This is a genomic window from Geodermatophilus sp. SYSU D00779 (genome assembly GCF_054050595.1).
On the sequence record NZ_JBJGZQ010000048.1, the window covers coordinates 1 to 20,053 of the forward strand.

The following is a 20,053-nucleotide window of genomic DNA, read 5'->3' on the forward strand; positions in this document are numbered from 1 at the left end:
CCCGCCGCGGCGCCCCCCCGCCCCCGGCGCGCGGGCCCGCCGGGGCGGCCCCCCCCCCCCGGGGGGGGGGGGGCGCCCCCCCCCCGCCCGGCTGCTCGCCGTCGGCCAGGCCGACGGCGAGCACCGTGCCCCCGGCGAAGCCGAGGGTGAGGACCGCCGCGACCGCGGCGGTGCGCCGACTCGGTCGGGTCAGGCGCACGTGCCGCCCTCGGCAGCCGGACGACAACGGGTGCGGGCGACGGCGACGCCACCCACGCCCGCCAGGACGAGCATCCCGGCACCCGCGGCGATGGCGACGGTCCCGGTGGAGCCGGTCTCGACGGCCTCGACGCCGGTGTTGGACCGGAGACCGGCGTTGACGACGGCGGACGCGGCCGGGGTGGTCGGCGCCGCGGCCGGCGGGACGACCGCCGGGGCCTCCTCGGCGACGACGGTGATCTCGACGGTGACGACCGAGACGCCCGCGGTCGCGGTCTGTTGCGCGATGACGAGGCCATGGGAACCGGCAGCCGTGCCGGCCGGCACCACGAAGGTCGTCGTCGAGCCGTTGACCTGTGCGGTCAGCTCCGTCGCGGCGCCCGTGGGCTGACCGTTGGCGTCCAGGGCCGCGAGGCCCACCTGGACCCCGGTGAGGTCGGTGATGCCGAGCTCACGGAGGACCGACCCGCTGGTCAGGTCCAGGCCGACGGTCGAGCCCGCCGTCACCGGGGTCGGGAAGGCGCACCGCGTGCCGGACGAGATCTCGCACGGCACCTGGGAGAAGGCGACCAGCTCGGGCTCCACGGTCTTCGCCGCAGGCGCCGCGGCGTCGCCGGCGGGGACGAACCGGAGGTCGTAGAACAGCGGGTCGTAGAAGGTGAACGCCGGGCCGAGGGTCGAGGTGAGCGGCTCGAGGTAGAGGGTCGCCTCATCACCGGCGACCGGGTCGTCGGCCGGCAGGTCGATCGTGATGCTGCCGGTGCCCTCGCCGCTGATGGTCAGGTAGTTGGGGTCGGTGGGCGCCAGTGACGAGGAGTAGACCGGGTCCGGGAGGGTGTCGCCGGTGTCCGCGAAGACCAGTGCGGCCTCGACGGCGGAGTCGTCGAGCTCGGCGGGCAGGTCGACGGTGATCGTGCCGCCGTACTGCACGGCGACGGCGGTCGGGGTCAGCCCGGCGTTCGGGTCCGCCATGGGGTCCATGACACCGAAGTTCTCGACCGGGACCGCGCTGAGCGCGACCTCGGTCGGCTCGAGCGGGATGACGACGCCGGTCGCGGCGACGGCGGGCGACGCGATCCCGACGAACAGCACGGCGGAACCGATGCCGGCAAGACCCAGGCGCTGCAGCGGCCGGCGGAACAGGGTGGGGCTGGACATGAGGGACACCTTCCGGCGACCGCAGCGCCCCAGCGGCGCTGACTGCGGCGGAACCTGACGTGACCGCTCAGTTCAGCTGAGTAATGAACACGCGGCGCGGGTCACATGGGGCAGCGTGTGACCAGAGTGTGACCTGAGACGCTGCACCCGTCGGCAGGATCTGACGGGCGATCGGCGCTCCACGGCACACCGGACTGTCATCGTCACACCGACCTGGCGCGCTCGACTGGCAGATCTCGCTAGTCCTGGCTGTCTGAGTCGCGCCTCGTGCGGACGACGACGGCACCCACGCCCGCGAGCACCAGCAGGCCGGCGCCCGTGGCCAGTGCCCCGGTCCGGGTGGCACCGGCCTCCGCCGCCTCGACACCCGTGTTCGACCGCAGCCCCACGTTCACCACGGCCACCGGGGTGGTCGGAGCCGGCTCCGCGGCCGGGGGACGACGGCCGGCGCCGCCAGCACCTGCAGCTCGACGGTGGCGATGGTCACCGGCCCGCCGGAGGTGGGGTCGCCGAGCAGTACGGACAGATAGTGGCGGCCGGGCCCGAGCTCGGCGGGGAGGGTCACCGTGGCGTCCCAGGGGCCGGCAGCGGCGTAGCGAGCCGGGTCGCCGCTGAGCGGGAGCGGTGCGTCGTGGGCCCCGGTGAGGTCCACGACCGTCACCTCGGCGTCCTGCAGGGTGCCGTGGCCCAGAGCCGGCAGCTCCGACCCCGGTGGGACGGTGACGCGGAACGGCGTCCCGGCCGTGACCGTCGTCCCCGCGCAGCGGACCGCGGCCGTCGGGTCGCAGGACTGGTCGGCCACCACGGTCACCTGCGGGTCGAGCTGCGCGGTGGCCGGGGCGGCGGAGCCCAGCTCGAGGAAGTAGGTGTCCGGGTGGACCGGGAAGCCCTCCTCGGAGGTGACCCCCGAGACGAGGAGCGCGCCGATCGGTCCGTTCGCCGGGTCGAGCGGCGGGAGGGCGATCGTGAACCGGCCGGGTCCGACGCGGCTCACCAGGAGCCCGTCGGACCCCGGGGTGTGTGTGGACAGCACCCGCGTCGGCGACCCGCCGACCTCCGGGCCGAGCTCCAGCCGGGCGCCCGGGGTGGTGGCGTCGAGCCCGTCGGGGAGCTGCAGCACGACGGTGCCGCCCCAGGCCACCGGGACCGGTCCGGGGTCCTCGGCCGGGTCCGCCGCGGTGCCGAAGTTCTCGACGGCCTCGAGGACGATCGCGACGTCCGTCGGGTCCAGCGGGATGGTCGCGGGTCCCTCCGCACCAGCCGTCCCGGCGCCGAGGGCGGTCGAGGCCAGCACGGCCGGGCCGAGGAGGCCGGTGCGCGCCGCGAGCCGACGGCGCCCCGGACCGCGGGTGGGGACGAGCGGGGTCATCGAGGCGCCTCTCAGGTCCGGAGGCGCGCCGGCCGGCCACCGATCGGATCCGCCCCCGGCGGGGTCAGCCGGGGTCGGGAGCGCCGATCGGGTTGGCCTCCGGCCAGACGCCCGCCGCGACGACCGCGCGGCGCACCGGCCCCAGCAGCTCGGCCAGCCGGTCGCACCGCGCGTCGCCGAGCGCCTGCCACGGGCCCAGCGCCAGCCGGTCGGTGTCGGCCTCGACCGCGGCGACGATGGCCGCGCCCTCCGCGGTGAGCTCCTCGCCGGCCAGCCAGCCGCGGGCGGCGAGCTCGTCGGCGGCGGCGTCCCACGCGGCGTCGTCCCACCCGCGGGCGCGCATGAGCCACTCCCGCGCCGTCCGGCCGGCCGCGGCGGCCAGCACGTGCGCGCCGACGCCGGAGATGCCCCGCTGCAGCAGGGCGGCGTTGTGCCCGTCCCCGCGGTGCTCACGCAGGGTGGTGAGGAACTGCCAGGTCGCCAGGTGCGGCTCCGCGGGCAGCGGCAGCCCGGCGTTGGCCGCGGCGAGCGGGCGGCCGGGTGCGTCCACCGCCGCGGCGGCGACGGCGAGCAGCTCAGCGGCCTCCGCCGCGGCGGGCGAGCCGGCCCACTCCTCCCCCAGCACCCGGCGCACCGCGGCGTCCACCCCGACCAGCCGCGCGTCGAGCGCCGCGGCCGGGTCGAGCACCCCCCACACCCCCGGCACGGAGCGAGCCACGAAGGCCGGCGCGAAGTTGTAGAAGGTGGCCGTGACGACCTCGGCCCCGACCGGGCCCAGCGGCGCGGCGCGCAGGGCGAAGTAGGTCCGCCAGAACCCGCGCAGCCCGGTCGCCTCCGCCGCCGACCGGCACTCGTCGGCGAAGTAGGTCAGCGCGTGGTACGGCTCCCCCAGCGCCCACAGCCGCCGCGCCGTCGCCGGTGACGTCACCGCCCCGGTCCCCTGCAGGGTCCTGCCGCGAGCCTGCGAGCGGCGGGGGGCTGTGGGTCCTTCGAGGAGTCCTTCAAGCCGACACGCTCTCCGGCATGCCGAGCCACTCGCGCCAGCGCGGGTCGACGGTGCGCGCACCGAGCAGCCGCCAGGCCGCGCCGCTCGGGGTCCGGGGCGGGTGCGGCAGCTTCCAGCCGAGCTCGGCCAGCGACCGATCGGCCTTGGTGTGGTTGCAGCGCCGGCAGGCCGCGACCACGTTGTCCCAGGTGTGCGTGCCGCCGCGGCTGCGTGGCACGACGTGGTCGATGCTCGTGGCCGAACTGCCGCAGTAGACGCAGGTGGAGGCGTCGCGGTGGAACACCGCCCGCCGCGACAGCGGCACCTGCGCCGGGTAGGGCACGCGGACGTAGCGGGTCAGGCGCACCACCACGGGGACGGGCAGGACCACCGTCTCGGCGTGCACCTCCTCGGGCGCGCTGTGCACCGAGACCGCCTTGTCGGCGAGCACGAGCACGATGGCGCGCCGGCTGGAGACCACGCACAACGGCTCGTAGGTGGCGTTGAGCAACAGCGTCGCGGCAGCGGTGGACCGCGCCGGGACAGGCGTCATCGGATGGGAGTGGTGGTCGCGCCGCGGACCTGGATGGCCTGCGGACGACCCGGACGCGGTACGCGGCACGGGGCACCTCCGGCGCCCGGGGCCGCGCGCCGGGTGCAGTGCGACCCGTGGGCGTCCCCATTCTGACCTGCGGAGGCGCTCCCGCGCTCCCGGGATCGCCCAGCGGGCCGGAGGGGCGCCCCGGCCGTCACTACCGTGGGCCGCGTGCGCTACCCCGAGGCCCCCCGGCTCGACCTCGTCGAGCACCTGCACGGACACGCCGTCGCCGACCCCTACCGCTGGCTCGAGGACCCCGCCGACCCGAGGACGGCGGCGTGGAGCGCCGCCCAGGACGCGCTGACCGCCGGGGCGCTGGCCGCCCTGCCGCTGCGGGACCGCTTCGCCGCGCGGCTGGCCGAGCTGGTGCACGCCGGCGCCGTCGGCGTCCCCGTGTGGCGGGCCGGTCGCGCCTTCTCCACCCGGCGCGACCCGGGCCAGGAGCACGCGGTGCTGCGGGTGCGCGAGCCCGACGGCACCGACCGGGTCCTGGTCGACCCCATGGCGGTCGACCCCTCCGGCACCACGACGCTCGACGCCTGGTCACCGTCCTGGGAGGGCGACCGGCTGGCCTACCAGCTCTCCACCGGCGGCGACGAGGAGTCGCGGCTGTTCGTGCTCGACGTCGCCACCGGTGAGCAGCTCGACGGGCCGATCGACCGCTGCCGCTACTCCCCCGTCGCCTGGCTGCCCGGTGGCGAGGAGCTCTTCTACGTCCGCCGCCTGGCCCCCGAGCTGGTGCCCGCCGGCGAGGAGCAGTTCCACCGGCGGGTCTGGCGCCACCGGGTGGGCGCCGACGCCGACGGCGACGTCCTCGTGCACGGCGAGGGCAGCGACCCGGCCACCTACTTCGGCGCCCGCACCAGCCGCGACGGCCGCTGGCTGGTCGTCTCCGCGTCGATCGGCACGGCGCCCCGCGACGACGTCTGGCTGGCCGACCTCGCCATGTCACCGGAGGGCGGGCCGCCGCACCTGCGGGAGCTGCAGGTCGGCGTCGACGCGCAGACCGCGGCGTGGGTGGCCCGCGACGGGCGGCTGTGGCTGATGAGCGACCGCGGCACACCGCGCTGGCGGCTGGCCGTCGCCGACCCGGCGGACCCGGCCACCTGGTCGCCGGCGTCGTGGCGCGACGTCGTCCCGCAGCAGGAGGACGGCGTGCTCACCGACGTCGCCCTCGTCGACGGCCCGGACGGCGGGCTGCAGGTGCTCGCCGTGCACTCGGTGGACGCCACCGACCGGCTCTCCGTCTGGGCCGCCGACGGGTCCGGGCGGCGCGCCGAGGTCAGCGCCCTGCGCGCCGGCAGCGTGTCGGGCGTGAGCGCGCCCCCGGAGGGCGGTGGCACCGCCTGGGTCGGCTTCACCGACCACTCGACCCCGCCGTCGGTGCTGCGCTGGGACGCCGCCGACCCGGCGTCCCTCACCAGCTGGGAGCAGGCGCCGGTCGCCGGCGACGTCCCGGAGGTCCGGGTCGTGGAGACGCACGCGACCTCCGCCGACGGGACGCCGGTGCACCTGTTCGTGGTCTCGCAGGCCGGGGTGCCCGACCGACCGCGCCCCACGGTGCTCTACGGGTACGGCGGCTTCAACGTCGCCCTCACCCCCGGGTACTCGGCGCAGGCCCTGGCCTGGGTCGAGGCCGGCGGCGTGTGGGCGGTGGCCAACCTCCGCGGCGGCTCCGAGCACGGCGAGGAGTGGCACCGCGCCGGCATGCGGGAGCGCAAGCAGAACGTCTTCGACGACTTCGCCGCCGCCGGGGAGCACCTGGTCGCCGAGGGCTGGACGACGCACCCGCAGCTGGCGGTGATGGGCGGGTCGAACGGCGGCCTGCTGGTCGGCGCCACCCTGACCCAGCGCCCGGACCTCGCGGCCGCCGTCGTCTGCAGCGCACCGCTGCTGGACATGGTCCGCTACGAGCGCTTCGGCCTGGGCCGCACGTGGAACGACGAGTACGGCACCGCCGAGGACCCGACCGAGCTGGGCTGGTTGCTGGGCTACTCCCCCTACCACCGGGTGGTGGAGGGGACGGCCTACCCGGCGGTGCTGTTCACGACGTTCGAGTCCGACACCCGGGTCGACCCGCTGCACGCCCGCAAGCTGGCCGCCGCGCTGCAGCACGCCACGTCGTCCGACGCGCCGGTCCTGCTGCGGCGCGAGACCTCGGTCGGCCACGGCGCCCGGGCGGTCAGCCGGACCGTGGGGCTGGCCGCCGACCAGCTGGCCTTCCTCGCCGCGCACACCGGCCTGACCGGCTGATCCCCGCGGGGTGTGCCGCGCCACACCGTTCCGGCACAATGGCAACACAGGGTTGCCTTCCTGCACCTGAGAGTATCGCCGTGATGACCGCTTCACCCTCCGTGATCACCATCGCTGCCGACGACGACGGCTCGGCACCCGACTGCGCCGACTACTGGCTCTGCCAGCAGGTCTACGAGTGGTCGGGTACCGAGTGGCTCGCCGAGAACGCCCGGGCCCTGATAGCCACACCGGCGCGGATCCTGCTCATCGTCGTGGTCGCCGTCCTGGTGCGGCACCTGGCGCACCGGGCGATCCGCCGGCTGACCGACACGACCGCGGTGGGCCCGCTGCCCTCGATCCTGCGGGCCCGGCGGCTGCGCGCCACCGCCCTGGGGGACGCCGCGGAGCAGTTGACCGCGCGGCGCACCCAGCGGGCCGAGGCCATCGGGTCGGTGCTGCGCAGCTGCGCCTCCATCGTGGTGCTGGGCATCGCGGTGGTGCTCGTGCTCGGCGAGCTGGGCATCAACCTCGCGCCCATCCTGGCCAGCGCCGGGGTGGTCGGCGTGGCGCTCGGCTTCGGCGCGCAGAACCTCGTCAAGGACTTCATCGCCGGGATCGGGATCATCCTCGAGGACCAGTACGGCGTCGGTGACGTCGTCGACCTCGGGGAGGCCAGCGGCACCGTCGAGGCGGTCGGCCTGCGGATCACCAGGTTGCGGGACGTCAACGGCGTGGTCTGGTACGCCCGCAACGGCGAGATCCTGCGGGTCGGCAACAAGAGCCAGGGCTACGCGCAGGTCGTCATCGACATGCCGGTCGCCCACGACACCGACCTGGACAGCTGCCGGACGGTCATGCAGGAGGTGGCCGACACGATGTACGCCGAGGAGGAGTGGGCCGGCGTGCTGCTGGCCGAGCCGGAGTCCCTCGGAGTCGAGATGATCACCGCCGAGGGCGTCGTCATGCGCCTGCAGGTCCGCACCACCAACGCCGACCAGTGGCGGGTCGGCCGCGAGCTGCGGCTGCGACTCAAGGAGCGCTTCGCCGTCGAGGGCATCCGCACCCCCGTGCCGCTGCTGTCCGCGGCCGGCACACCGACGGGAGCGTCCTGAGCGGCAGCGCGCCGGCCGGTGGGCGCCCGGCCGGCGCCACCCGTCGCCCGGCGACCTTCCGGGACCTGTTCGCCGTCCGCGAGTTCCGCCCGCTGTTCGGCACGTACCTGCTGTCGACCATCGGCGACGAGCTGGCCCGCGTCGCGCTGACCGTGCTGGTCTACCAGCGCACCGACTCGCCGCTGCTGTCGGCGGTCACCTTCGCGATCAGCTACCTGCCGTGGCTGCTCGGCGGGCCGCTGCTGTCGACCCTGGCCGACCGGTTCCCCCGGCACCGCGTGCTCATCGCCACCGACGCCGCGCGCGCCCTGCTGGTCGCCGGGATGGCCGTCCCGGGGACGCCGCTGCCGCTGCTGCTGGGCCTGCTGCTCGTCGTCGCGGTGTGCGGGCCGCCGTTCGAGTCGGCCCGCTCGGCGCTCATGGCCGACGTCCTCGACGGCGACCGGTACGCGCTGGCGACGTCCCTGACCAACGTCGGCTCGCAGGTGGCGCAGGTCCTCGGCTTCGTCCTGGGCGGCACGCTCGTCGCCGTCCTCACCCCGTCGGCGGCGCTGCTGCTGGACGCGGCGACCTTCGCGGTCTCGGCGGTGTGGCTGTGGGCGCGGCTGCAGCGCCGCCCGGCCCCTGACGACGGCGGCGACACCGAGGGACCCCGCTCGATGTGGCGGGACGCGGCCGAGGGGCTCCGGCTGATCGGCCGGACGCCGCGGCTGCTGGCGATCATCGCCCTCACCTGGGTGGGGATGCTCTTCGCCAACGCGCCCGAGGGCATCGCCGCGCCGCTGGTCGAGGAGCTGGGCCAGGGCCCGGCGCAGGTCGGCGTCCTGCTCGGCGCCAACCCGGCGGGGGTCACCGTGGGCGGGTTGCTGATCGCCCGCGCCCTCACGCAGGAGCGCCGCGAGCGCCTGGTGCCGCCCCTCGTCGTGCTCTCGCTGGCGCCGATCCTGCTGGCCGGCCTGGTCACCGTCTGGAGCGGTCCGGGCACCGGCGCCTACGCGACCGTCGTGGCGCTCATGTTCATCGCCGGTCTCGGGGCGGCCTGGAGCATCCCGCTCAACGTCGCCTTCGTGCAGACGGTGCCCCCGGCCTACCGCGGCCGCGCCTTCGGCGTCGCGGTCAGCGGGCTCTACGGCGTCCAGGGCATCGGCGTGCTCGGCGCCGGCGCCCTGGCCGAGGGTCTGACGGCCGGGACCGTGGTGGGCCTCATCGGCGTGCTCGGGCTGCTGGCCGTCGTCCCGCCGCTCGTGGGCTACCTGCGTACCCAGGGTCACGTGGCAACGGCCCCATCGGCTGCGGGACCATCGGAGGCATGAGCCGATCCCTGCCGTCGGCGCGGACCTTCTACGAGGAGGTCGGCGGCGCCCCCACCTTCCGTCGGCTCGTGGCCCGCTTCTACGCGGGGGTGCGCGCCGACCCGGTGCTCGCGCCGCTGTACCCGCAGGACGACTGGGAGGGCGCCGAGAGCCGGCTGCGCGGCTTCCTCGAGCAGTACTGGGGCGGCCCGACCACCTACTCCGAGCAGCGCGGCCACCCCCGGCTGCGGATGCGCCACGCGCCGTTCGCCATCGGTCCCGCCGAGCGCGACGCGTGGCTGCGCCACATGCGCGACGCCGTCGACTCCCTGGAGCTGACCCCCGAGCAGGACGCGACCCTGTGGGGCTACATGGAGATGGCCGCGCGCAGCATGCAGAACCGCTGGCCCGACGACGCGCCCGGCGGCCTCTCCATCGCCTGAACGACCGCCGCCCGACATCAGGGCGGAACCAGCACGCGACACCCTCGAGGAGACCGGTGAGCCCGGTAGAAGGACCCCCTGCCCCCCACCACTCGCAGGCTCGCGGCGGGCCCCTGCAGGGGGCCGCCGGCCCGTTCCGCCGCACCGACGCCGACTGGTGGCGCGACGCGGTCTTCTACCAGGTCTACATCCGCAGCTTCGCCGACGGGAACGGCGACGGCGTCGGCGACCTGGCCGGCATCCGCGCCCGCCTGCCGCACCTGGCCGCGCTGGGTGTCGACGCGCTGTGGATCACGCCGTTCTACCCCTCCCCCATGGCCGACCACGGCTACGACGTCGCCGACCCGCGCGACGTCGAGCCGGTCTTCGGCGACCTCGCCGAGTTCGACGCGCTGCTGGCCGAGGCCCACGCGCTCGGCATCCGGGTGACCGTCGACCTGGTGCCCAACCACACCTCCGACCGGCACGCCTGGTTCCAGGCGGCGCTGGCGGCCGGCCCCGCGTCGCCCGAGAGGGCCCGCTACCTGTTCCGCGACGGCCGCGGCCCGGACGGCGCGGAGCCGCCGAACAACTGGCCCTCGGTCTTCGGCGGGCCGGCCTGGACACGGGTGGCGGACGGGCAGTGGTACCTGCACATCTTCGCCCCCGAGCAGCCCGACCTGGACTTCACCGACCCCGAGGTGCTGGCCGACCTCGAGACGACGATGCGGTTCTGGCTGGACCGCGGCGTCGACGGCTTCCGCATCGACGTCGCCCACGGCATGGCCAAACCCGAGGGGCTGCCGGACATGCAGCCCATGGACGACACCGGCCTGCTCGACGACCACGGGCCCGGCGACCACCGGTTCGACAACGAGGGCGTGCACGACGTGCACCGGCGGGTCCGCGCCGTCCTCGACCGGTACCCCGGCACCATGGCCGTCGGCGAGGTGTGGGTGTCCGACGACGACCGGCTCGCCCGGTACCTGCGCCCGGACGAGCTGCAGCTGGCGTTCAACTTCAAGCTGCTGACCGCCGACTGGGACGTCGACGAGCTGCGCGACGCCGTGGTCCACTCGCTGGCCGCCGTGGCCGGGACGCCGGCGCCGGCCTGCTGGGTGCTGTCCAACCACGACCGCCCCCGGCACGTCTCCCGCTACGGCGGCGGTGCACGGGGTACCCGACGGGCGCGGGCGGCGGCGCTGCTGCAGCTGGCCCTGCCCGGCGCGGCCTACCTCTACAACGGCGACGAGCTGGGGATGCCCGACGTCGACCTGCCCGACGAGGCGCTGCAGGACCCGATCTGGGAGCGGTCCGGGCACACCGAGCGCGGCCGCGACGCCTGCCGCATCCCGGTGCCGTGGTCGGGCACCGCGCCGTCCTACGGCTTCTCCTCGCGCGCCCAGACGTGGCTGCCGATGCCCGGGGGCTGGGAGTCGCTGACCGCCGCCGCCCAGGAGGACGACCCCGGTTCGGTGCTGTCGCTGTACCGAGCTGCGCTCGCCCTGCGCCGGACCTCCCCCGCCTTCGCCGGCGAGGGCCTCGACTGGGTGCCGGCACCCGACGGGTGCCTCGCGTTCCGCCGTCCCGGCGGGCTGGTGTGCCTGCTCAACCTCTCCGGCGCCCCGGTGCCGCTGCCCGAGGGCCGCGTGCTGCTGGCCAGCGCGGACACCGCCGGCGGGGTCCTGCCGGACGACGCGGCGGTGTGGCTGCACGCATGAAGGACCTCCCTGCCCCCACCGCTCGCAGGCTCGGCGCGGGTCCCTGAAGGGTGGCCGTTGCAGCCCCTCGCAGGCTCGCGGCGGGACCCTGCAGGGAGGCCGTTCCACTACGTCACCGGGCTCGCCGACGGGCCCTGGCAGGGAGGCCGTTCGGGGGCGTCCGTGACCGCCGCCTGCCGGGCGTGGGCGACCCCCGGGCTGGGTAGCATCGAGGTGGTGACACAGCGTCGCGGGGACGCTGACGGCTCGGTCTCCGACCCCGGGGTCGGGGCCTGTTCGGGGGAGGCCCGCCCGTCCATGGCGCTGTTGCAGGTCGAGGGCCTGAGGAAGTCGTTCGGGGCCCGGCGCGTCCTGCGGGACATCTCCTTCGGCATCGCCGAAGGGGAGATCGTCGGGCTCGTCGGCAGCAACGGCGCGGGCAAGTCGACCCTCGGGGACATCGTGGCCGGCATCACCCCGGCCGACGCGGGCCTCATGACGCTGCAGGGCCACCCGTACGCGCCGCTGTCGGCGGACGACGCCCGCCACCTCGGCGTCGGCGTGGTCGAGCAGCTCGTCCGGATCGACCCCGGGCTGACCGTCGCGCAGGCGGTCTTCCGCGGCACGCCGCTGGCCGACCGCCCGCAGGCCGAGCTGCGCGAGCGGGCACGGGTGCTGCTCGCCGAGGTCACCTCCGACGTCGACCCGGACACCCTCGTCGGCGAGCTCCCGCACTTCGTCCACGGCCTGGTGGAGACCGCGCGCGTGCTCGCCGAGGACACCCGGCTGGTCGTGCTCGACGAGGTGTCGGCGGCGCTGCTGCCCGTGGAGGTCACCCGGCTGCACGCCGTCGCCGGCCGGCTGAGCCAGGAGGGCCGCGGCGTCCTCTACATCAGCCACCGGTTGCCCGAGATGCTCGCGGTGGTCGACCGGGTGCTCGTGCTGCGCGACGGCGTGATCGCCCTGGACAGCCCGGCGGAGGACCTGGACCCGGTCCGGCTGGCCGCGGAGACCGTGGGCGAGCCGGTGTCGCTGCCGGCGCCCCGGGTGGCCTCGGTCCCGGCGCGGTCCGGTCGGGACGACGCCCCGGCGCGCGCCTCGACGTGGCCGGCCCCCTCCGACGGCGACGTGGCCCTGCGGGTGCGCAACCTGCGCGTGCCCGGCCGGGTCGAGGGGGTCGACCTGCTGCTGCGCCAGGGCGAGGTGGTCGGGCTGACCGGGCACCGGTCCTCGGGCGTCCAGGAGATCGCCGGCGCCCTCACCGGGGAGCTGCCGGCGCTGAGCGACGAGCTGGTGCTGCACGGCGAGCCGCGGTCGCTGGACTCCACGGCGGACGAGGCGGCGCTGCGGCTGCCCGCCTACCGGCCCGACGACGACGCCTACGGGGTCGACCCCGGCGAGACGATCGCCCGCACGCTGACCCGGGAACCGTGGGGTGCGCTCACCGACGTCCGCAGCGAGATCGCCTCGCTGCGCGGCGTGATCCGGACCGTGCACCGGCTCGACGTCAAGACGCTGAGCATCCGGACCGTCTTCGGCGCCCTGTCCGGCGGCGACCAGCACAAGCTCGCGCTGGCCCGCTGGATGGCCTCGGCGCAGGACGTCGTCGTGCTGCACGAGCCCACCCGCGGCCTGGACGTCCGGGCCCGCCAGCAGGTGCGCCAGCTGCTCGACGAGGCCACGGCGCACGGGACCTCGGTCGTCGTGGTCTCGGTGGACCCCGACGAGCTGGCCGAGTGCTGCGACCGCGTCGGCATCGTGGCCGACGGCCGCGTGGCCCGCTGGATCGACACCTCCGAGCTCGCCGTGGACGCCGTCCGCGAGCGGATCGTCGAGGCCGCCACCGCCGCCTGAGGGAGCACCTCACCGAGCGGCACTGCGCCCGGTGAGGTGCTCGAACGGCCCCGCGTCAGGGTCCGTCCCGAGCTCGGGAGGGATGGGGGACGCGGGGTCCTCGTTCAGACGCTCACGGTGGCCGCGACGGCCCGCAGCTTGTGCCGTGCCAGCGCCAGGTTGGCGGTGACGCGGTTGAGCACGAGGTAGATGAACAGGCCCGCGTTGCCCTGGCCCTTGAGCACGTTGATCAGGTGGTACTGGCCCTGCAGCGTGATCAGGACGTCCTCGATCTCGTCCTTCAGCTCGAGGTCCTGGATGGTGCGCAGCTTGGCGCGCACCACGTTGGAGTTGCCGGCGGCCGCGACGTTGAGGTCGAAGCCAGGGGTGCCGCCGGCCGCGAGGGCCATGCCGCTGTCGATGTCGACGATCGCGGCGCCGCTGGCGCCGTCGATCGCGAGCAGGTCGGCGATGACGTTGTCGAGCTGTGCCACGGATGAGACTCCTGTCCTCTCGAGGGGGAGGCGCAGCGGGGTGCTGCGGTCCGGGTCGGGGGGCGACCCGGGTCGACCGGACGGACCGGACGCCTGCCTGTGCGCGGGCTCCCCGGGCGGCGACGGTGCCGCGCCGGCGCGCGTCGCACCGGCCGGAGCGCGGTGCGCAGCCCTCCCGCCGACGGCGGGAGGTGCACCGGGCGGCGAGGTCCGCGCGGACCGGTGCGCCGTGTCGGGCTCCCGGACCGGGTCCTGCGGACGCTCCGCGGGGAGGTCGTGCGCCGCGGGACGTCCCCACGACCACAGCGACGCCCACCACCCGGTTGCCATGCCTGCCGTTCCGCCTTCGCCGAGGGGCTCAGGAACCCCAGACAACACGTCCCCGGCAGGCCCGGCAAACCGGCGGACGTATCTGCAGGTGAGCGCGCCGACACCGACGGCCACCGGTTCCAGCGGTCCCCGGCCGCCGCTCGCCCACCCGTGCCGGTCGGCGGCCCGTCGTCCTCGGGTACCTTCCGCGCGGGGCAGCGCGGCCCGTCGCGCCCCGGGAGGAGACTGCCGTGAAGACCAGGGACCTCGCCTACGTCGCCCTCTTCGCGGCGGTGATCGCCGTGCTCGGGACGATCCCGGCCATCCCCGTGGGCCCGGTGCCGATCACCGCCCAGACGCTCGGCGTGATGCTCGCCGGCGCCGTGCTGGGAGCCCGCCGCGGCTCCCTCGCCGTCCTGCTGTTCCTCGTGCTGGTGGCGCTCGGGCTGCCGCTGCTGGCCAGCGGCGCCGGTGGCTTGGCGCCCTTCGTCGGCACCACGGCCGGCTACCTCTACAGCTGGCCGGTGGCCGCGTTCGTCATCGGGTGGCTGACCGAGCGCGCCTGGGACCGCTACAACGTCCTGCGCGGCACGTTGATCAACGTCGTGGGCGGCATCGTCGTCATCTACGCGGTGGGCGTGCCGGTGCTCAAGGCCGTCGCCGGGCTGTCGTGGACCGCGGCGGTGACCGGTGGCGCCCTGCCGTTCCTCCCCGGGGACCTGTTCAAGGCCTTCGTCGCCGCGGCCATCGCCGACGTGGTGCGGCGCAGCTACCCGGTCATCGAGCGTCCCCGCCGGGCCGCCGGCACCCGGTGAGGTTCCGCCGTCCCGGTGCCGCGCCCGCAGCGGTCGACGTCGCCGACCCGGGTCGCGGCATCGAGCTGCGCGGGGTCGGGCACCGGTACGGCGACCGGGTGGTGCTCGAGGGCATCGACCTCCAGCTGAGCGAACCGCGCGTCGGCGTGGTCGGCGCCAACGGGTCGGGCAAGAGCACCTTCGCCCGGCTGCTCAACGGGCTGGTCGTGCCCACCGACGGGCAGGTGCTGGTCGACGGGCTGGACACCCGCACGCAGGTGCGCGCGGTGCGCCGCCGGGTCGGGTTCGTCTTCCAGGACCCCGACGCGCAGATCGTGCACCCGACCGTCGCCGAGGACGTCGCCTACGGGCTGGAGAACCAGGGCGTGCCCCCGGACGAGCGGGCCGCCCGGGTCGCGGAGGTGCTGGAGCGCTACGGCCTGGCCGGGCACGCCGACCACCCGGCGCACCTGCTCTCCGGCGGCCAGAAGCAGCTGCTCGCCATCGCCGGGGTGCTGGTCATGCGGCCGGCCCGGATCGTGTTCGACGAGCCGACGACGCTGCTGGACCTGGTGAACGCCCGCCGCGTCGCCGAGCTGATCGCCGGGCTCGAGCAGCAGGTCGTCGTGGTGACCCACCAGCTGGACCTGCTCGACGGCTTCGACCGGGTGCTGGTGGTCGACGGCGGCCGGGTCGTCGAGGACGCTCCGCCGGGTCCGGCGGTGGCCGCCTACCGCGCGCTCATGGAGCACCGGTGACCCTCGCGCTGTACGTGCCGGTGGCCAGCCCCGTGCACCGGCTGCCGGCCGGGGTCAAGCTGCTGTGCCTGGCCGCGCTCGCCGTCCTGCTCTTCGCCCGGCCGACGCTGACGGTGGCCGGCGCCGCGCTCGTGGGCACGCTGGTCGTGGGGCTGGGCGTGGCCCGGCTCCCGGTCGCCGTGCTCGCCCGGCAGGCGTGGGCGCTGCGGTGGTTCCTGCTCGCGCTCCTCGTCGTGCACGCGCTGACCACCGACGTGGCCTCCGGTGCGCACACCGTGCTGCGGCTGCTCACCCTGGTGCTGGCGGCGGCGGTGGTGACGGCGACGACGCGGGTGACCGAGATGGTGGCGGTGGTGGAGCGGCTCTGCGCGCCGCTGCGACTGGTCGGCGGGCGGCCGCAGCGGGTGGGCCTGCTGATCGCGATGGCACTGCGGTTCATCCCGGTGCTGGTCGAGCGGGCCGACCGGATCCGCGCGGCCCAGGCAGCCCGGGGCGGTGCACCCCGGGGGGTGCGGGCGCTGCGGACGACCGTCGCCCCGCTGCTCGTGCAGCTGCTGCAGATGGCCCACGACGTGAGCGAGGCGCTGGACGCGCGAGGCGCGGACGACGTGCCGGCGCACCGGCCGAGGAGGGCGTGATGGACGGCGGCGTGCTGACCGGGATCTGGCTGGCGTCCGAGGCGGCCGCGCCGATGCGGCAGGTGCCCTCGGCCCGGCTGCTCGCCGGTCGCGGGCTGGAGGGCGACCGCTACGCGCTGGGCGGCGGGACGTGGGCGCAGTACCCCGACCTGGAGAAGCAGCTGACGCTGATCGACGCCGCGGACGTCGCCGCGGTCGCCGCCGAGGTGGGCGTGCCGCTGACCCCGGGTGACACCCGCCGGAACCTGGTGACCGCGGGGGTCGACCTGCCCGCGCTGGTGGGCCGCTGGTTCGCCGTCGGCGACGCGCTGCTGTTCGGGGTGAAGCGCTGCCCGCCGTGCACGCACCTGGAGCGGCTGACCGGCGCGCGACTGGTCAAGGCGATGGTGCACCGCGGCGGCATCAACGCGGCGGTCTTCTCCGGGGCGCCCGTGGCAGAGGGTGCCGTGGTGCGGCCGGTGTCCGAGGAGGAGGCCGCGCGGCGGGGCGCGCCCACCGGCGCCGACCGCCCCGTGGCGCGGATCGTCAACGGCTGACCTCGGGGACGCTCACCCCCTGCCCCGCCCTGTGGGCAGGGGGTGAGCGTCGGGGAACCAGGTGGTTCCCAGGTCCGTCGAACAGGTGTGGACGGACTCCGGACGCTGCTCAACCTGGTGTGGCTGGTCCTGCACGGGTGGCTGCTCGCCCTGGCCTACGCGCTGGCCGGGCTGATCGCCTGCCTGCTGGTCGTCACCATCCCCTTCGGGATCGCCGCCTTCCGCCTGGCCGGCTTCGTCGTCTGGCCCTTCGGCCGGACGACGGTGCGCGCGCCCGGCGCCGGGGTGGCCTCGGCCGTGGGCAACCTCGTGTGGTTCCTCGTCGCCGGCTGGTGGCTGGCGCTGGTCCACGTCCTGGCGGGCATCGCCTTCTGCGTGACGATCATCGGCATCCCGTTCGGGGTCGCCTCGTTCAAGCTGGCCGCGGTGGGGCTGTTCCCGCTGGGCAAGCGGGTCGTGGAGACCGACCAGCCGCGGGACTGGCTGCACGCCGGTGGCGGCGTGGTGCACGGCGCGCCCGTCGGCTGAGCGGAACTGACGGGGAGCCCTGGTCGGACGCACCCGTGCAGGGGACACTGTCCGGCTCAGGACCGTCCTCGAGGAGGTCTCCGTGGAGACCGAGGTCACCGAGATCGCCCCGACGTCTACCGGCTGCCGACCTACGTCAGCGATGCGGGCATCGTCTTCAACCAGTTCCTCGTCGCCGCCGACGAGCCCCTGCTGTTCCACAGCGGCCCCCGGGCGTTGTGCCCCCTGCTGTCGGCGGCCGTCGAGCGCGTGGTCCCGGTGTCCGGCGTGCGCTGGATCACCTTCGGCCACGTCGAGGCGGACGAGTGCGGCGCCATGAACCTGTGGCGGGCGGCTGCACCGTGGGCCGAGGTGGCACACGGAGCCCTGGAGTGCGCGGTCTCCGTCGCCGACCTGGCGGACCGGCCGCCACGCCCGCTCCAGGACGGCGAGGTGCTCGACCTGGGCGGGCGCAGGATCCGGCGCATCGAGACTCCGCACGTCCCGCACGGTTGGGACGCCGGGCTGGTGTACGAGGAGACGACGGACACGCTCCTGTGCGGCGACCTGTTCACCGCCGTGGGCGCCGGCCCGGCGATCACCGAGCAGGAGATCACCGGCCCGGCGCTGCAGGCCGAGGACCTGTTCGGGGCGACCTGCCTGACACCGGCGACCGGGCCGACCATCCGGGCGCTGGCCGACCTGCGGCCGACGACGCTCGGGTTGATGCACGGCCCCGCGTACACCGGGGACTGCGCGCAGGCCCTGGCCGACCTCGGCGACGCCTACGACCAGCGGCTGGCCACCGAGGGGGCACGCCTCCACGGTCCGGTCGCCCCCGGCGGCACGTGAGGGGCCGGGATCAGTCCGCGCGCTGCTCGTCGGCGTAGCGGGCGAGGAAGGCCTTCTCGGCCGGGGTGAGGCGCCGCGGCCGGTCGATGGCGAAGTCGAAGGGCACCAGCAGGGTGCTGCCCGTGACCGCCCGGCGCCCGTGGTCGAACAGCTCGTAGTGGCAGGTGAAGGCGGCGGCCCGGATGCCGGAGACCCAGATCTGCACGTCGAGCGGGTCGCGGGAGTAGACCACCGGCAGCCGGTACTGGACGTCGTGGGCGGCGACGACGGTGCCCCGCCGCAGGCCGGTCTGCTCCTCCAGCGAGGCCCGGTCGAAGAACAGGTCGACGCGGGCCATCTCGAAGTACGTCAGGAAGACGACGTTGTTGACGTGGCCGTAGGCGTCCATGTCCGACCAGCGCATGGGGACCCGCACCGTGTGCCTCACGCCCGACACCCTGCCGCATCGGCCCGGACGGCGGCCCGCCGGCCAGGGACTGTGGCGCAGACGACGACGGCCGGCCGGAGCAGGTGCTCCGGCCGGCCGTCCCCCGTCAGTCGCGGGCGAGCTTCCGGTAGGTGGCGCGGTGCGGGCGGGCCGCGTCGGGGCCGAGCCGCTCGACCTTGTTCTTCTCGTAGTCGGCGAAGTTGCCCTCGAACCAGAACCACTTCGAGTCACCCTCGTAGGCGAGGATGTGCGTCGCCACGCGGTCGAGGAACCACCGGTCGTGGCTGACCACGACGGCGCAGCCCGGGAACTCCAGCAGCGCGGACTCCAGGCTGGTCAGCGTCTCGGTGTCCAGGTCGTTGGTCGGCTCGTCGAGCAGCAGCAGGTTGCCGCCCTGCTTGAGGGTCAGGGCGAGGTTCAGGCGGTTGCGCTCACCGCCGGACAGCACGCCGGCCGGCTTCTGCTGGTCCGGGCCCTTGAACCCGAAGGCGGCGACGTAGGCCCGTGAGGGCATCTCGACGTTGCCCACCTGGATGTGGTCCAGGCCGTCGGAGACGACCTCCCACAGCGTCTTCTTGGGGTCGATGCCGCTGCGGGTCTGCTCGACGTAGGAGAGCTTGACGGTCTCGCCGACCTTGATCTCGCCGTCGTCCGGCTTCTCCTCGCCGACCAGCATCTTGAACAGCGTGGTCTTGCCGACGCCGTTCGGGCCCACCACGCCGACGATGCCGTTGCGCGGCAGCGTGAAGGACAGGTCGTCGATGAGGATGCGCTCGCCGAAGCCCTTGGTGAGGTCGTGGGTCTCCACGACGACGTTGCCCAGGCGCGGGCCCGGCGGGATCTGGATCTCCTCGAAGTCCAGCTTGCGGTACTTGTCCGCCTCGGCGGCCATCTCCTCGTAGCGCTGCAGGCGGGCCTTGCTCTTGGCCTGGCGGGCCTTGGCACCGGAGCGGACCCACTCCAGCTCCTCCTTGAGGCGCTTCTGCCGCTTGGCGTCCTTGGCGCCCTCGACCTTGAGGCGGGCGGCCTTGGTCTCGAGGTAGGTGGAGTAGTTGCCCTCGTAGGGGTAGGCCCGGCCCCGGTCGAGCTCGAGGATCCACTGGGCCACGTTGTCGAGGAAGTACCGGTCGTGGGTGACGGCCACGACGGTGCCGGCGTACTTCTCCAGGTGCTGCTCCAGCCAGGCGACGCTCTCGGCGTCGAGGTGGTTGGTGGGCTCGTCGAGCAGCAGCAGGTCCGGCGCCTCGAGCAGCAGCTTGCACAGCGCCACGCGGCGGCGCTCACCACCGGAGAGGACCGTGACGTCGGCGTCGCCCGGTGGGCAGCGCAGCGCGTCCATGGCCTGCTCGATGCGGGCGTCGAGCTCCCACCCGTCGTGGTTCTCGATGTACTCCATGAGCTCGCCCTGCTCGGCCAGCAGCGCGTCGAAGTCGGCGTCGGGCTCCCCCATCGCCGCGCTGACCTCCTCGAAGCGGGTCAGCGCGTTCCGGAGGGGCTTGACCGCCTCCTCGACGTTGCCGCGGACGTCGAGCTCCTCGTTCAGCGGCGGCTCCTGCAGCAGGATGCCCACCGTGGCACCCGGCGCGAGGCTGGCGTCGCCGTTGGAGGGCTGCTGCAGGCCGGCCATGATCTGGAGGACGGTCGACTTGCCGGCACCGTTCGGGCCGAGGACGCCGATCTTGGCGCCGGGCAGGAACGACAGGGTGACGTCGTCCAGGATCACCTTGTCGCCGTGCGCCTTGCGCGCACGCACCATCGTGTAGATGTACTGAGCCACTGGGCTTCGAGGCCTTCCGTCGGTTCGCGAGTGGCGGGCGGGCCGGCCGGTGCCGGCCC

General features: G+C 75.1%; 20 protein-coding genes. 12 read left to right on the forward strand and 8 right to left on the reverse strand.

From position 1 onward, the window contains the following. Nucleotides 1–189: 189 nt before the first annotated feature. The 5 genes from ACI79G_RS23860 to ACI79G_RS23880 form a co-directional block, all read right to left on the reverse strand. Nucleotides 190–1,356 (reverse strand): hypothetical protein, encoded by a 1,167-nt coding sequence (locus ACI79G_RS23860; RefSeq protein ID WP_456883518.1) that lies wholly within the window; start codon nucleotides 1,354–1,356, stop codon nucleotides 190–192. A gap of 239 nt (nucleotides 1,357–1,595) precedes the next feature. Further along, nucleotides 1,596–1,760, reverse strand: a complete 165-nt coding sequence (locus tag ACI79G_RS23865) for a hypothetical protein (protein ID WP_456883519.1) — start codon at nucleotides 1,758–1,760, stop codon at nucleotides 1,596–1,598. After that, nucleotides 1,748–2,725: a hypothetical protein gene (locus ACI79G_RS23870; RefSeq protein ID WP_456883520.1), complete on the reverse strand. Its 978-nt coding sequence runs from the start codon at nucleotides 2,723–2,725 to the stop codon at nucleotides 1,748–1,750. The genes ACI79G_RS23865 and ACI79G_RS23870 overlap by 13 nt, the downstream gene beginning before the upstream one ends. 64 nt (nucleotides 2,726–2,789) lie before the next feature. Next, the gene (locus ACI79G_RS23875; protein ID WP_456883521.1) at nucleotides 2,790–3,653 is read right to left on the reverse strand and encodes an SCO6745 family protein; all 864 of its coding nucleotides are present in this window, start codon (nucleotides 3,651–3,653) and stop codon (nucleotides 2,790–2,792) included. 73 nt (nucleotides 3,654–3,726) lie between these two features. After that, entirely contained in the window at nucleotides 3,727–4,263 is a 537-nt protein-coding gene (locus ACI79G_RS23880; RefSeq protein ID WP_072911779.1) for an HNH endonuclease, read from the reverse strand. Between the two features lie 213 nt (nucleotides 4,264–4,476). Here ACI79G_RS23880 and ACI79G_RS23885 point away from each other — a divergent pair, with 213 nt between their 5' ends. From ACI79G_RS23885 to ACI79G_RS23910, 6 genes are all read left to right on the forward strand, one after another. Further along, nucleotides 4,477–6,561, forward strand: coding sequence for a prolyl oligopeptidase family serine peptidase (locus ACI79G_RS23885; RefSeq protein WP_456883522.1), 2,085 nt, complete (start codon nucleotides 4,477–4,479; stop codon nucleotides 6,559–6,561). An 83-nt stretch (nucleotides 6,562–6,644) separates the two neighbouring features. Further along, entirely contained in the window at nucleotides 6,645–7,655 is a 1,011-nt protein-coding gene (locus ACI79G_RS23890) for a mechanosensitive ion channel family protein (RefSeq protein ID WP_456883523.1), read from the forward strand. After that, complete coding sequence (locus tag ACI79G_RS23895; protein WP_456883524.1) at nucleotides 7,541–8,968, forward strand: MFS transporter; 1,428 nt, start codon at nucleotides 7,541–7,543, stop codon at nucleotides 8,966–8,968. Before ACI79G_RS23890 ends, ACI79G_RS23895 begins: the two co-directional genes overlap by 115 nt. Next, nucleotides 8,965–9,390 carry a globin gene (locus ACI79G_RS23900; protein ID WP_456883525.1) on the forward strand — a complete coding sequence of 142 codons (426 nt, stop codon included), beginning with the start codon at nucleotides 8,965–8,967 and terminating at the stop codon, nucleotides 9,388–9,390. Before ACI79G_RS23895 ends, ACI79G_RS23900 begins: the two co-directional genes overlap by 4 nt. A gap of 56 nt (nucleotides 9,391–9,446) precedes the next feature. Next, nucleotides 9,447–11,090 (forward strand): glycoside hydrolase family 13 protein, encoded by a 1,644-nt coding sequence (locus ACI79G_RS23905; protein ID WP_456883526.1) that lies wholly within the window; start codon nucleotides 9,447–9,449, stop codon nucleotides 11,088–11,090. A 297-nt stretch (nucleotides 11,091–11,387) separates the two neighbouring features. After that, on the forward strand, nucleotides 11,388–12,923 hold the full coding sequence (locus ACI79G_RS23910; protein ID WP_456883527.1) for an ATP-binding cassette domain-containing protein: 1,536 nt from the start codon (nucleotides 11,388–11,390) through the stop codon (nucleotides 12,921–12,923). Between the two features lie 104 nt (nucleotides 12,924–13,027). On the opposite strand, the gene ACI79G_RS23915 is transcribed toward ACI79G_RS23910, so the two are convergent. Beyond that, complete coding sequence (locus ACI79G_RS23915) at nucleotides 13,028–13,396, reverse strand: hypothetical protein (protein WP_456883528.1); 369 nt, start codon at nucleotides 13,394–13,396, stop codon at nucleotides 13,028–13,030. A 560-nt stretch (nucleotides 13,397–13,956) separates the two neighbouring features. On the opposite strand from ACI79G_RS23915, the gene ACI79G_RS23920 reads away from it, so the two are divergent. From ACI79G_RS23920 to ACI79G_RS23945, 6 genes are all read left to right on the forward strand, one after another. Then, nucleotides 13,957–14,520 (forward strand): biotin transporter BioY, encoded by a 564-nt coding sequence (locus ACI79G_RS23920; RefSeq protein WP_456883529.1) that lies wholly within the window; start codon nucleotides 13,957–13,959, stop codon nucleotides 14,518–14,520. Further along, entirely contained in the window at nucleotides 14,517–15,257 is a 741-nt protein-coding gene (locus tag ACI79G_RS23925) for an energy-coupling factor ABC transporter ATP-binding protein (RefSeq protein ID WP_456883530.1), read from the forward strand. The genes ACI79G_RS23920 and ACI79G_RS23925 overlap by 4 nt, the downstream gene beginning before the upstream one ends. Continuing rightward, nucleotides 15,254–15,895 (forward strand): energy-coupling factor transporter transmembrane component T, encoded by a 642-nt coding sequence (locus ACI79G_RS23930; RefSeq protein ID WP_456883531.1) that lies wholly within the window; start codon nucleotides 15,254–15,256, stop codon nucleotides 15,893–15,895. Before ACI79G_RS23925 ends, ACI79G_RS23930 begins: the two co-directional genes overlap by 4 nt. Continuing rightward, the gene (locus tag ACI79G_RS23935) at nucleotides 15,895–16,431 is read left to right on the forward strand and encodes an MOSC domain-containing protein (protein WP_456883532.1); all 537 of its coding nucleotides are present in this window, start codon (nucleotides 15,895–15,897) and stop codon (nucleotides 16,429–16,431) included. The genes ACI79G_RS23930 and ACI79G_RS23935 overlap by 1 nt, the downstream gene beginning before the upstream one ends. Before the next feature lie 87 nt (nucleotides 16,432–16,518). Next, a complete protein-coding gene (locus ACI79G_RS23940) occupies nucleotides 16,519–16,959 on the forward strand; it encodes a YccF domain-containing protein (protein ID WP_456883533.1) in 441 nt (146 codons plus the stop codon). Between the two features lie 216 nt (nucleotides 16,960–17,175). Then, complete coding sequence (locus tag ACI79G_RS23945) at nucleotides 17,176–17,790, forward strand: MBL fold metallo-hydrolase (RefSeq protein ID WP_456883534.1); 615 nt, start codon at nucleotides 17,176–17,178, stop codon at nucleotides 17,788–17,790. Between the two features lie 10 nt (nucleotides 17,791–17,800). Here ACI79G_RS23945 and ACI79G_RS23950 read toward each other — a convergent pair whose 3' ends face one another. After that, complete coding sequence (locus ACI79G_RS23950) at nucleotides 17,801–18,217, reverse strand: acyl-CoA thioesterase (RefSeq protein ID WP_456883535.1); 417 nt, start codon at nucleotides 18,215–18,217, stop codon at nucleotides 17,801–17,803. Between the two features lie 106 nt (nucleotides 18,218–18,323). Continuing rightward, a complete protein-coding gene (ettA, locus tag ACI79G_RS23955; RefSeq protein ID WP_456883536.1) occupies nucleotides 18,324–19,994 on the reverse strand; it encodes an energy-dependent translational throttle protein EttA in 1,671 nt (556 codons plus the stop codon). Nucleotides 19,995–20,053 lie beyond the last annotated feature (59 nt).